This is a genomic window from Mammaliicoccus sp. P-M58 (assembly GCF_022386165.1).
Lineage (GTDB): Bacteria > Bacillota > Bacilli > Staphylococcales > Staphylococcaceae > Mammaliicoccus > Mammaliicoccus sciuri.
This window is the reverse complement of sequence record NZ_JAJNJI010000013.1, coordinates 15,321-28,193: the sequence shown is the minus strand read 5'-3', so window position 1 is coordinate 28,193 and position 12,873 is coordinate 15,321. Positions and strand designations below refer to the sequence as shown.

Genomic DNA, 12,873 nt, shown 5'->3' with positions numbered 1-12,873 from the left:
ACACTCGTGATCTACAATACAATGAAGATGATTTACAAATGATGGTTCAAACACTACCAGGCTTTCAAGGACAGTCAATTACAACATATTCTTCAGTAGAAGCTATTAAGAATAGTGATATTTTTACAGCTGTTACCATGATTGCCTCTGATTTGGCTAGAATGCCTATCAGATTGATTGAAAACAAACAAATAGACTATAACCACCCTTTGACAAAACTATTTAATATACGCCCTAATAACATGTATAACGGCTATATGTTTAAATTCATTGTTTTTGCTAATGCGTTATTAACGTCACATGGATATGTAGAAATATTTAGAGATAGAAAAGGAAATCCTAGCGGTTTGTGTTTTCGCAAAACATCAGAAGTGCAATTAAAAATCCGTCCAAATGGTGATTATTTTTATAAATTAACTTCTACATTATCTGATGGCAGTGGCTATGAGAAAGAAATTGAGTTTAACGACATGCTTGATATCAAATTTTATTCATTAGATGGTGTAAATGGATTGTCGCTTTTAGATACTTTAAGCAACACTATTGATACTGATAAAAACGGAAAATCATTTTTAAATAATTTTTTAAAAAATGGAACACATGCTGGTGGCATTTTGAAGATGAAAGGCGTATTGGATAATAAGGCAGCAAGAGATAGAGCGAGAGAGTCATTTCATAAACAATATAGTGGTACGAAACAAGCTGGTAAAGTCGTAGTAATGGATGAATCAATGTCATTTGAACAATTAGAAGTAGATACTGAAATTTTAAAACTTATACGTGACAATAAATCGTCTACACGTGAAATTGCTGGTGTCTTTGGTATACCACTTCATAAATTTGGTATTGAGCCAACAAATATGAGCATTGAAGATGCAAATTTAGACTATCTTTCAACACTTAAACCATACACAACTTGTATTTGTGCCGAATGTAATTTCAAGTTTAATAATGATTATGAAGATGGAATTCGAGAATTTAAATTCGATACAACAGAAATACGAGTTGTAGACGAAAAAACACAAGCAGAGATAGACAAAATCAATTTGGATTCAGGAAAAACAAATATTGATGAAGTTCGTCAAAGAGATGGACTACCACCAGTGCCAGGTGGATTTGGAAGTATTCATAGAGTTGATTTAAATCATGTGAACATTGAACTGGTGGATAGTTACCAAATGAATAAATCTAAAGGTACGAATAATAAATTGAAGGGAGGTGACGACAGTGAAGGGAAAGGAAATTAGGACTCTCGAATCAATAGAGGTTAGAAGCGATGATGAGAGTAACAAAATGTTTATTGAAGGCTATGCTTTAAAATACAACACATGGTCCGAAGATTTGGGCGGTTTCAAAGAAACGATTTCACCTGATGCTTTAAATGAAACAGATTTAACGGATGTTAGATGTTTAGTAGATCACATACCTTCTCAAATTATTGGAAGAACAACTGCAGGTACATTAAAACTTACTAAAGATGAAATTGGTTTAAAATATCGTTGTGAATTACCTAATACCAATTATGCTAAAGACTTATACGAAAATATGCGCCTAGGAAATATCAATCAGTGTTCTTTTGGTTTTATGTTGAGTGAAGACGGTGATGAAATGAGATTTGATAAAAATAACAACATTTATCAACGTACTTTAAAGAATATAAGTCAATTAACAGACGTTTCAGTTGTCACATATCCTGCTTATAAGGATACAGATGTAGCACCTGCGTTACGAAGTATTGAAATGATAGAAAAACAAAATGAAGATATCGCTAAAAAAGAGGAATTATCTCAAAGGTTACGTAAATTACAAATTGAAAATAATATGTCTAAGAGGTGATCCAATATCTCGGTGAAGATTAACACCGTTATCAAATGAATCCGACAAGCTTACCGAATAAGGTAGAGCTTATTTTTTATTAAAAATTTTAAACTAGGAGGTTCATTATATGAACAAGAAATCAAAATTAAAAGCAGTTATTGAAGATTTACAACGTAGTATTGATTTAAAAATCAAAGTAGCAACAAGAGCATTAAATGATGATGATTTAGAGAAAGCTGAAAAGTTAGAACAAGAAATTTCAGAACTTAGAAAGCAAATTGCTGATAAGGAAGAAGAACTTTCAAAACTAAAAGAGGAGAGTTCAAATGATGAGGATGATCCATCTAATCTTGAAGCAAATCGTAACAATAATCCTGAAAAGAGAAGTAAAAAGACTCCGAACGCAAATTTATTAGGTGCAAATCATACTAGTAATGATGTATCTCAAGAAGTTCGTGATTTTACTGAATACATTGAAGCAAGAGCGGATATCCCTGGCGGTAGCTTAAAAACTGATTCAGGATATGTGGTTATTCCAGAGGAGATAGTTACAGAAATTCTTAAATTAAAAGAAGTTGAATTTAATTTAGACAAATATGTAACGGTTAAACGTGTTAAGAATGGTTCAGGGAAATACCCAGTGGTTCGCGAATCACAAGTTGCTGCTTTACCAGAAGTTGAAGAATTAGCAGAAAACCCAGAGTTAGCAGTTAAACCATTCTTCCAATTGTCGTACGATATCAAGACACGTCGTGGTTATTTCAGAATTTCACGCGAAGCAATCGAGGATAGCCAAATCGATGTATTGAAAGAATTAAAATTGTGGTTAGCACGTACAATTGCAGCTACACGTAATAAAGCAATTATTGATGTAATTCAAAAAGGTGGACCAGGTGAATTAGGTGATAACACTAAATTACAAACAATTGCAGCAGAAGGAATTGACGGACTTAAAGATGCAGTTAATTTAAACATTAGACCGAATTATGAACACAATGTAGCGTTAGTTTCTCAAACAATGTTTGCTAAACTAGATAAGTTAAAAGATAAAAATGGTAATTACTTAATTCAACCTGATGTGAAAGAAGCGTCACAACAACGATTATTAGGAGCGAAAGTCGAAATTTTACCTGATGAAACATTTGGAACTGCAGGTAATGAATCCTTAGTATTTGGTAATCTAAAAGATGCTTTAGTATTATTCGACCGTTCTCAATATCAAGCGGGTTGGACAGATTACATGCATTTCGGTGAATGCTTAATGGTTGCTACGCGTCAAGATGTAAGAATACTTGATTATAAAGCAGCGATTGTTATTAATTACACAGATGCACCTGTAACACCAGAGGCTTAATTTTAAGCCTCTTTAATTTAACAAAATTAGGAGGAATATAAAATGACAGAATTTAAAGTGAAACATATTTATAAAGATATTGAAATTGGGAAAGTTTTTAGACCTGGTGATGTTGTAAAAATGACAGTTAAGCGTGCGAATGAAATTAATGAGAAATTAAAGAAGCATGGCGTTATTTTAGAACGTGCTGAAAAAGTTGAAGAAAAAGTAGATGTAAAATCCGAAGATAAAAAATAAGAGGTGATTAAATGACAATCACTGAAGAAGATTTTAAATTATTAAAAATGCACTGCAAGGTAGATCATCACTATGAAGATGATTTATTAAAAGCTTATTATGAGTGGGCAAAAGAAGATATTGCGAGTGCAGTAACTGATGAATATGAAAAACATAAAGATTGGTTTGATAATCAGACTTCATTTAGAACTGCTGTTTTTCCACTAACAGCGTACTATTATGAGAATAGAATAGCTTTTAACGAACGAACATTATCTTATGCTCCACATATGGTAATGAGTGTAGTACATCGTTTGAGAAGTAGGTTTATTGATTACATTGGAAGTGATGAAAATGAAATTTAACTCAAATAATCTGAATGAAAGAGTATCTTTTTGCGAAGATATTAGTAAATCTGTTAATGGTTTACCATCTAGACCTAAAACAGTTGAATTATATAATTGCTTTGCTTGTATTCAAGACTCTAAAGAGACAGATACTCAAACGGCACTTTCAAACGAAAGCAAGTTTATCAAAACAATTATAATTCGTGATCCAAGAGGCGACTACAAACCGAGCAATAAGCACTATGTCTTACATGAAGGTTATAAATATAATATTAAATATTATAAACCTGATTATATAGATAAATCATTTATACGTATTTATTGTGAGGTTACTTTTTAATGGGTGGAAAAATCGTTAAAAATACGGTTGCTGAAGGATTAAAGAGAGAATTATTACAAATGTCTACACTAGAAAAGAGAGTCTTGAAAGCTGGAGCATCTACTATCATTCCAATTCTTCGAAAAAACACGCCACTCGGCGAACAGCAAAGGCACGCTAGGAATTATATTGCAATTTCTAATGTAAAAACAGATAGAAGTACGTTAGAAAAGTATGTCGCTGTTGGTTATGAAAAAGGGTACTCGCATCGTATTCATACAACTGAATTCGGTACAATGTATCAAAGACCACAATTATTTATTACAAAATCAGAAAAAGAAAGCAGAAATATAGTATTTAATGCTATGAAGACTGCAATGAAAAGAGGGTTACGATGATTAAAAACATTACGAGTGAAATTTATAATGAGATAATCAAAAACAAAGATATAACACTGGCAGATAATGTTTTTAAATATATCGTGCCTGAAAATTTTCATAAAAAAACAGATAATCCAATAGTGAGAATAGTTCCTTTACCTTTTTCACCAGAAGATTACGCTGATGATCAGCAACTTTCAAGAGAATATGATTATCAAATTGATATTTGGTGGTCAGAAAACGAACCATTTGAGCAAGCAGAAATGCTTGTTTTTTTATTGGAAAAAATGAATTTCCAAGCATATTACCGTGAACCGTTATATGAAATAGAGACTCTTACATTTAGAGAAATCATTCGTGTAAAAGGTACGGTTTTTTCATTAAGAGAAAATTAGGAGGAGTTAAACATGTTAAAAAACTTAAAACAATCTGAAAGATTACTAAAATTAAACCTACAGCACTTTGCTTCAAGCACTGGAGTTACAGGGATTGCAATTGGCGTCTCAAACTTTTATTTCGCACCAATTAAAAAAGATAGCGAAGAAGGTATTGAATACGGTAATGGAACTCGAACAAGATTCTTAAAAGAAATTGAAGTAGAAAGACCACAAGAATCAGAAGAAGATTACGGTGATGATATCGTTGCTGCAACTGCTGTATCTAATGGTAAATTAGAAATTAAAACTACTTTTGTTACTGTACCTGCTGAACAAAAAGCATTCTTATCGGGTGCAACTAAAGGTACGGGTGGATTTAAATATAGTGCGAAAGATATTCCGCCAGACGTAGGTGCAGTATTTGAACGTCGTAACCATGATGGCTCTAGCGAGTGGGTTGGTCTATTTAAAGGTAAATTTACTAGACCGTCTATTAAAGGACAATCAAAACAAGATAAAGTAGAATTCCAAAATGACGAAGTTGAAGGTAGTTTTGTTGACCGTATTTTCGACGAAGCTTCCCATGTTACAGGTTATGATGCAAAAGGTGAAACTAAAGGTCGTGACTATGTGTTTATGGAAACATTCGGTAAAACATACGAAGAATTTATGTCTACTGTTGGAGAACAAGTTGTTCCTGCAGTTGAAAAACCAGTAGTTGCTGGTGGAGTCGTACCTGAAGCATAAGAGTGGAGGACATTTGTCCTCTACTTATTTTTATTTTGGCCAAATTAAAAATAATAATAGAAAGTTGGAAAACAAATGAAACGTACATCAATCGAATTAATTACAGGATTTACAAAGACAGGAAAAGTTCAGACGAAAAAATATTTAGCTAAACCAGTTATTACTTTATATGAAACTATTTATGGTTCAAAACTTTCAGCAAAAATGCAAAAAGTATTTAATGCTGTTGATTTGAATGAATTAACTGATGAAGAGTATAAAGAACTATCTGAAACAGAAAAGAAAGAGTATGATCAAAAACTTGAAGAAGCATCTGAGAAGGCAGAAGAACAGTTTGATGTTTTAGACGAGGTTTTTCAATTTATTGCTGAAGCTTTTGATAATCAATTTACGCCTGAAGAATTACAAAAAGGACTTGAAAGTGGAGATAAAGGTTTTGAAACTTTAGGTACTGTTCTTAGAAATATTACTAGTGGTGGAGAACCAAGTGATACAAAAAAGTTTGTGGAAGAGAAGGCGAAATAACACCTGAAGATTTAACGCCTGAAGGTGTATATAATAATTATATAAAAATTGCTAAAAAGTTAATTGATGAAGGAATGGATCCTGAAAAAATAGCTAATATGCCAATTAATTTTTTCTTGGAAATTGTAGAATCAAAAATCGAAAACAAAAAAGCAGCCAATAGCTTTAAAGACATATTTGGTTAAGTCACTCAAACATAAATGAGTGACTTTTTTTATTTATCTAATTTTAGAAGGAAAGGAGGAATTTTATGGCAAGTCCTATTGGAAATATGGTCATAAAAGTTGACTTAGACGGTTCAGGCTTTAATAAAGGTGTCACAGGTTTAAATCGACAAATGAGGATGGTCAGTAAAGAACTATCTGCCAATTTATCTAAATTCAGTCGTTACGATAACAGCTTGGAAAAATCAAAAGTAAAAGTTGACGGACTAACTAAAAGACAAAAAGTCCAAAAAGAGATTGTCAAAGAACTTAGACAAAATTATGACCGTTTAAGTGCCGAAACCGGAGAAAATAGTGCCAAAACTCAAGCAGCTGCATCTAAATATAATGAAGCAGCAGCTAAGTTAAATCAATACGATCATGAATTAGAAGAAGCTAAAAAACATATGAAATCTTTACAAGACCATCAAAGAGCCTTAAATACTACTCTTGGTAAATTAGGGAATAACTTTTCTAAATTTGGACCTCATTTAAAAACGATGGGAGATGGAATGAAAAACGTCGGTAGGTCAATGAGTATGTATGTTACAGCCCCTATTGTAGGTGGTTTTGGTGCTGCAGTTAAAGCTTCTATTGATTATGAAAGTGCTTTTGCCGGAGTTCGAAAAACTGTAAATGGTAGTGAAAAAGACTACAAAAAATTATCCGACGGAATTATCAAAATGTCTAAAAACCTACCTGTTGCAGCAACGGATATTGCTGAAGTAGGAGAAATGGCCGGTCAACTAGGTATCAAGAAAAGTAATATATTAGATTTTTCTAAAACAATAATTGACTTAGGTGAGTCAACGAACTTAACGAGAGAACAAGCGGCAACTGAGTTTGCTAGATTTGCTAATATCGTTGATATGCCACAAAAATCATTTAGTAGATTAGGTTCAAGTATCGTCGCTTTGGGTAACAATATGGCAACTACAGAATCAGAAATCATGAGTATGTCCATGAGAATAGCTGCACAAGGTAAGTTAGTAGGCATGACAGAATCAGATATAACAGGTCTTGCAGCGACAATGTCTTCTTTAGGTATTGAAGCAGAAGCAGGTGGTACTGCAATGACAACAGTACTTAAAAAAATTGATAAAGCAGTTGGTTATGGTGGAGATGCTTTGAAAGAGTTTGCAGAAGCAAGTGGCGTTTCATCTAAAGAATTTAAAAAGCAATGGGAAAGCGACCCTATAAAAGCTTTAGATACTTTTATCGGTGGTTTATCAGAATCTAAAAAAGAAGGAGCTAACCTTTCTGATATTTTAGCGAATCTAGGAATCAAAGGAATTAGAGAATCGGATACAATTTTAAGAATGGCTAATAATCACAAATTATTGGGGAAAGCTGTACAAATCTCTGGTAAGGGTTGGAAAGAAAATAAAGCTTTATCTAACGAAGCTAATCAAAGATATAAAACAATGGCGTCTCAACTAAAAATATTGAAAAACAATGTTGTAGCTTTTGGTATTTCATTAGGTGACGCTATCGCACCAATCGTTATAAAGCTAGCCAAGGGATTAACAGGTGTTTTAAAAAGTATGTCTAACATGTCTAATGGTATGAAGATAACAATAGCTGTTGTTGGTTCTTTAGTTGCAGCAATAGGACCGGTTGTATTTATATTTGGTTCGTTTATTAGTGTGATTGGTAGTGCAATGACAACACTAGGACCATTGTTAGTTGGTATTAGTAAAGCTGGAGGAGTTATGGCATTTCTATCTGGAAAAGTAGCTACATTAGTTAAGCTATTCCCTGCGCTTGGTCCTGCAATAAGTTTTGCAGGCGGTCCGTTATTATGGATTGTCGGTGGATTAACAGCCTTAGGCATCGCATTCACTGTCGCTTATAAGAAGTCGGAAACATTTAGAAATATTGTAAATAAAGCTGTTTCAGGTGTAATGAATGTTTTTAAAGCAGCAAAGATTGCACTTCAAGGTTTCTTCCAATTATTCAAAGGAAATGGACAAGACGGAATCATTACTCTATCTAAAATATTTCCACCGAATGTAGTAGTTGGAATAACATCCTTTGCAGATAAAATAAAAAATACATTCATTCAAGTTGTGAATGCAATAAAAGGTTTTGCTAGTCAAGTTGGTGGTCAATTAACTAGTTTTTGGAATCAAAACGGTGCTCAAATTACTGAAGCAGTCCAAAATATAGCGAATGTTATATCAACTGTTTTCAAATTTATTTGGGGTAACATAATACGTCCGATCATGACTTTGATTTGGAACCTCATGAAAATTATTTGGCCAGGTATTAAATGGTTAGTAGTCTCAGTCTGGGGTAATATTAAAGGCGTTATTTCAGGCGCATTAAATGTAATTATGGGCGTAATTAAAGTTTTTGCAGGATTATTTACTGGAGACTTCCGAAAAATGTGGGAGGGCATCAAACAAATTTTCAAAGGTGCACTTCAATTAATTTGGAACGGAATACAGTTAATGCTTGTTGGAAAAATTTTAGGAGCAGGAAAAGTCTTTATTCAATTGTTTAAATCTATACTTAGTGGTGGTTGGAAAGCAATTATAAGTATATTTAGAAATTCACTAGGATTTATTTATAAAGCAGTTTCAAGTGGGTTCTCAAAAACTTATAGTTTTACTAAAAACATATTTACACTCATGAGAAAGTCAGTAAATACAATTTTGGATCATATGAGAACTGGAATCAAAAATATAGTCCAATCTATTTATGCAATTATTAAAAATGCATTCACAAAATCTTTCAGTTCATCAAAAAATATTTTTAGTAAATTAAGAAATTTTTGTGTGAATCTATGGAAAGGATTAAGAGATTCAATCTCTAACTTGGCATTAAGAGTATATGTAAATGTTAGAAGTAGTTTTACGAGATTATATGATAATTCACTCAAATTATTCAGGAAATTGCGTAGTTTTATGAGTGATATATGGACATCAATCCGTAGAAATACAGTTGATAAAGTGGCATCTTTATATAAAGGTGTTAAGAATCATTTTGAAAAATTATTCTCTAGCAGTAAAAGTATCAATCAAAGATTGAGAGATTTCATGTCTAATATTTGGCGTGGAATAAAAGATAAAACGACGGGAATGGCAAGAAATATTAAAGATGCTGTGCTTGGAAGTTTTAGATCAATGAGGGATAAATTAAAAGGTATTGTAGGGAAAATTAAAGATCATATAGGTGGTATGGTCAAAGGTGTTAAAAAAGGTTTAAACAAATTAATTGATGGAGTCAATGCAGTAGCTACTAAAATTGGAATGGATAAATTTAAAAAGATTAAGTTGTCTACTGGTACAGTAAAACACAATCACTCTTTATCTGATAACCAAGGTCGGTTGAAACAACATACGAGAGCGATAGTTGGAGATAAAGGTCCTGGTAATGGTCCTGGTGGATTTAGACATGAAATGATTGAGTATCCGAATGGACGCCTAGCAATGACACCTAAAACAGATACAGAGGTTATTTTGCCAAAAGGCTCAAGAGTTCATAACGGAACAGCAACTTATAATTATTTGAATACTCCACAGTTTAGCACGGGTACATTACCGAGATTTAGTCTAGGTAGTTGGCTTGATGACAAGAAAAAAGATGCAGGTAAATATGCAGGTAAGAAAATGGCTCAAGCAAATAATGCAGGAAAGCAAATTATTAATGGTACCAAAGACACTGCTAAAGCTTTGAAAAAAGGATTTGATAAAGCTATAGGTGATGTCTGGGACTTTGCATCCAATCCAGGAAAACTAGTAGATAAGGTCATGTCTCATTTTGGTGTAGATTTCGGTAGTCTACCTGAATTACCTAGAAAAATGATGGCAGGAATGTATAAAAAATTAAAAGAAGGCGTAAAAGATTTATTTGGCGGATGGCTTGAAGATAGTGGTGGTGGAGATGGTAGTTCATTCACGAAGTACGCTATTACAACACCATATAGTCCTAATAAAGCGGTAGCTGGATATGGATTTAATGGTGGACGTCATTATGGAATTGATTATGCAACACCAGTCGGTACAACACTGACAGCGCCAACTAGCGGTACTATTTCAAAATTAAGTAACTACGGCGGCGGTACAGTTGCTAAATTATTAAGTGGTAAGTTCACACAGTTCTTTATGCACTTAAAAGATATATTCAAGACAGGTAAGGTTAAACAAGGCGAAAAATTCGCACACACAGGTAACAGTGGTCATTGGACTACTGGACCTCACTTACATTATCAAGTAGAGAAAGGTCATTCAGCAGATATTACTAACAGAAATACAGTGGATCCTGCTAAATTCTTATCTGGAAAAGGTGGAGGTAAACAAGCACCTTCACAATGGCGTTCTACTATTCAAAGAGCAGCAAGAAGAATGAAAGTAAATTTATCTAGCAAAGAGATGAATGGTATTATTGCACAAATTCAACGTGAAAGCGGTGGAGATGCAAGTGTAACGCAAGGTAATATTGGAGATATTAACAACTTAAGAGGTACACCTGCACAAGGCTTGTTACAATATGTACCTAGTACATTTAAAGCATATGCCATGAAAGGACACGGAAACATTAAATCTGGATATGACCAATTACTAGCATTCTTTAATAACTCTAATTGGAGAAAGAATTTGCCTTATGGTCGTTCGGGTTGGGGTCCAACTGGTAGTCGTAGATTTGCTACAGGTGGTAAGGTTTGGAATGGATTCTATCATCTGGGAGAAGAAGGATATCCAGAATGGATAATACCATCAGATCCAAAACGTAGTGAAGATTCATGGAAATTGCTAGCTTTAGCTGCTAATGATTTAGAGAAAAATTCGCCGAAAAGTAAGAGACCTAATAATTTACCAAATCCTTCAACTGGTTCAGGTAGTAGTAATTCAAATCTTGAAAAGAAATTTGATATGTTATTAAGTTTAGTTTCTAAACTTGTATCAAGTAATGAAGCAATTGCAAATAAAGATTATGAGCCAGTAATTGATAAGTATTCACTTGAAAATGAAGTGTTTAAATTAATCGAGAAATACGAACGAACTAAAAAGAGAAAAGGTAGATATAATCCAGCGACTTAATAGGAGGTGTATAAATGCTTGATACTATTTTAGTTAATAAAAAGAAAATTGATTGGCTTGTTGTAGCAAGAGGGTTTAATATACCCTCTTTTAATTTTGCTACAGAAAGAGAAAAAGTTAATGGCAGACCAGGTAGTGTGAAAAAATCAAGAAATATTGATGAAGTAGAATTTGAATTACCTTTAATTGTGAGAAATGATTATTTATCGCCTGGTGGAATAAAAAGTCATGATGAGATAGTAAATGAATTAGTGGGATTTTTTAATTACGACGGTGAAGTTGAATTAAGGTTTAAGTCGAAATCATGGTACTGGAAAGCAAGATTTGACGGCCCTATAGAAATCCCGAAAAATCCTAAAGAGTTTGTTAGGTTTTCTATAAAAGTTATTTTAACAGATCCATTTAAATACTCATCTAATGAATATGAAAATACAGCTATTTCCGATGAAGTTGCAATTCTTAATAAAGGTACTGCAGATACACCAGTCATAATTGAAGCAAGAGCATTGAAAGACAGTACATCTTATATGATTGCTAAAGGGCAAAATGGAGTAGCAGAAGATTATTTTATGATTGGTAAATCAGAAGATGCGAATAAAGTTAACAAAGATGAAGAACCGTTTTTGTTCAATGATGAATTTCATACAGGTATAGGTAATTGGGCTTATGTTGCAGCAAATACTTCATTTGGCAATAAGTTAGATGGCGGAGATGCGAACGGGGGAAGATTCGGGGTTTCAGAATTGAAAGAGAGTATATATCCTTCAAATTATGGGACCGCAAGTACAACTAATTGGCATGGTGCAGCAATTTATAAATCACTTGGTAAAAGTTTAGGAGATTTTAGAGTGAAGTTCAAAGTACTTGTGAGACATCATGCAGATACAGGTCCCGGTAAAGGTTTTACCTATATAGTTGATGAGAATAATAGAACGTTATTCAGTATCGGTTATGTCAATACATCAACTAGTCGTAACTTCGGTCAGATTATCGCATATGCATATAATGAACACGGTGAGGCACAACGTATTTATGCTAGAGAAACGCCGTTTAAATATTTAAAAATAGATAATATGCATGTCTTTATGACATTAGAACGTAAAGGCAATGAGATATACATTGAAACGTGTAAATATGATTATGGTAAAGATAAAGGTCGACGAAAACCACTCGATAAAGATTCTAAGACGTTTAAGGACAGCGGTAACTTTTATCAACGAAAAGCAAGAATAGCACAAATGTATGTTGGAAAGTCTGTTAAATATGAAAAAAGAATGTATGTAAATTTATTAGGTTTTTCAATTCAAGAGTTATTACCAAAACAGTCAGACGTAACACCTATTGTAATTAGGCAAGGAGATTTAATTGTAATAGATACTGGACAAAATCTCGTTACATTATATGATGAGAGTGCTTTGAAAATGAAAGATTTTGGATCTAATTATTTTAATTTAGATAGTGGTTTGTCGGAATTAATAATTGAACCTGCTGGAAAGTTTGATACAAAAGTAATCTGGCGTGATAGATACCATTAAGAAGGAG

General features: G+C 33.2%; 11 protein-coding genes and 1 pseudogene. All 12 read left to right on the top strand.

The features are described from left to right. Nucleotides 1-38 precede the first annotated feature (38 nt). Nucleotides 39-1,247, top strand: a complete 1,209-nt coding sequence (locus tag LQ694_RS13050; protein WP_376751187.1) for a phage portal protein — start codon at nucleotides 39-41, stop codon at nucleotides 1,245-1,247. Beyond that, nucleotides 1,228-1,836 (top strand): HK97 family phage prohead protease, encoded by a 609-nt coding sequence (locus LQ694_RS13045; RefSeq protein ID WP_048542371.1) that lies wholly within the window; start codon nucleotides 1,228-1,230, stop codon nucleotides 1,834-1,836. Before LQ694_RS13050 ends, LQ694_RS13045 begins: the two co-directional genes overlap by 20 nt. A gap of 109 nt (nucleotides 1,837-1,945) precedes the next feature. Beyond that, complete coding sequence (locus LQ694_RS13040) at nucleotides 1,946-3,172, top strand: phage major capsid protein (RefSeq protein ID WP_048542373.1); 1,227 nt, start codon at nucleotides 1,946-1,948, stop codon at nucleotides 3,170-3,172. A gap of 42 nt (nucleotides 3,173-3,214) precedes the next feature. Then, complete coding sequence (locus LQ694_RS13035) at nucleotides 3,215-3,409, top strand: hypothetical protein (protein WP_048542375.1); 195 nt, start codon at nucleotides 3,215-3,217, stop codon at nucleotides 3,407-3,409. An 11-nt stretch (nucleotides 3,410-3,420) separates the two neighbouring features. Further along, on the top strand, nucleotides 3,421-3,753 hold the full coding sequence (locus LQ694_RS13030) for a head-tail connector protein (protein WP_048542377.1): 333 nt from the start codon (nucleotides 3,421-3,423) through the stop codon (nucleotides 3,751-3,753). Beyond that, nucleotides 3,743-4,075 (top strand): head-tail adaptor protein, encoded by a 333-nt coding sequence (locus LQ694_RS13025; RefSeq protein WP_048542379.1) that lies wholly within the window; start codon nucleotides 3,743-3,745, stop codon nucleotides 4,073-4,075. The genes LQ694_RS13030 and LQ694_RS13025 overlap by 11 nt, the downstream gene beginning before the upstream one ends. Then, a complete protein-coding gene (locus LQ694_RS13020; protein ID WP_048542381.1) occupies nucleotides 4,075-4,452 on the top strand; it encodes an HK97-gp10 family putative phage morphogenesis protein in 378 nt (125 codons plus the stop codon). The genes LQ694_RS13025 and LQ694_RS13020 overlap by 1 nt, the downstream gene beginning before the upstream one ends. Further along, nucleotides 4,449-4,829 carry a DUF806 family protein gene (locus LQ694_RS13015; protein ID WP_229412507.1) on the top strand — a complete coding sequence of 127 codons (381 nt, stop codon included), beginning with the start codon at nucleotides 4,449-4,451 and terminating at the stop codon, nucleotides 4,827-4,829. The genes LQ694_RS13020 and LQ694_RS13015 overlap by 4 nt, the downstream gene beginning before the upstream one ends. A gap of 12 nt (nucleotides 4,830-4,841) precedes the next feature. Continuing rightward, nucleotides 4,842-5,522, top strand: a pseudogene (locus tag LQ694_RS13010) (major tail protein); the annotation flags it as partial. A 111-nt stretch (nucleotides 5,523-5,633) separates the two neighbouring features. Next, nucleotides 5,634-6,083 carry a phage tail assembly chaperone G gene (gpG, locus tag LQ694_RS13005; protein WP_048542385.1) on the top strand — a complete coding sequence of 150 codons (450 nt, stop codon included), beginning with the start codon at nucleotides 5,634-5,636 and terminating at the stop codon, nucleotides 6,081-6,083. A gap of 250 nt (nucleotides 6,084-6,333) precedes the next feature. Further along, on the top strand, nucleotides 6,334-11,331 hold the full coding sequence (locus LQ694_RS12995; protein ID WP_048542387.1) for a phage tail tape measure protein: 4,998 nt from the start codon (nucleotides 6,334-6,336) through the stop codon (nucleotides 11,329-11,331). 14 nt (nucleotides 11,332-11,345) lie between these two features. Next, nucleotides 11,346-12,866, top strand: a complete 1,521-nt coding sequence (locus LQ694_RS12990) for a phage tail domain-containing protein (protein WP_239772087.1) — start codon at nucleotides 11,346-11,348, stop codon at nucleotides 12,864-12,866. Nucleotides 12,867-12,873: the final 7 nt, after the last annotated feature.

Bases quoted from the DNA above. Each gene is read 5' to 3' on its own strand.
- LQ694_RS12990 (WP_239772087.1), top strand. From the start codon at position 11,346: ATGCTTGATACTATTTTAGTTAATAAAAAGAAAATTGATTGGCTTGTT.
- LQ694_RS13025 (WP_048542379.1), top strand. From the start codon at position 3,743: ATGAAATTTAACTCAAATAATCTGAATGAAAGAGTATCTTTTTGCGAA.
- LQ694_RS13030 (WP_048542377.1), top strand. From the start codon at position 3,421: ATGACAATCACTGAAGAAGATTTTAAATTATTAAAAATGCACTGCAAG.
- LQ694_RS13015 (WP_229412507.1), top strand. From the start codon at position 4,449: ATGATTAAAAACATTACGAGTGAAATTTATAATGAGATAATCAAAAAC.
- LQ694_RS13035 (WP_048542375.1), top strand. From the start codon at position 3,215: ATGACAGAATTTAAAGTGAAACATATTTATAAAGATATTGAAATTGGG.
- gpG (WP_048542385.1), top strand. From the start codon at position 5,634: ATGAAACGTACATCAATCGAATTAATTACAGGATTTACAAAGACAGGA.
- LQ694_RS13040 (WP_048542373.1), top strand. From the start codon at position 1,946: ATGAACAAGAAATCAAAATTAAAAGCAGTTATTGAAGATTTACAACGT.
- LQ694_RS12995 (WP_048542387.1), top strand. From the start codon at position 6,334: ATGGCAAGTCCTATTGGAAATATGGTCATAAAAGTTGACTTAGACGGT.
- LQ694_RS13050 (WP_376751187.1), top strand. From the start codon at position 39: ATGATGGTTCAAACACTACCAGGCTTTCAAGGACAGTCAATTACAACA.
- LQ694_RS13020 (WP_048542381.1), top strand. From the start codon at position 4,075: ATGGGTGGAAAAATCGTTAAAAATACGGTTGCTGAAGGATTAAAGAGA.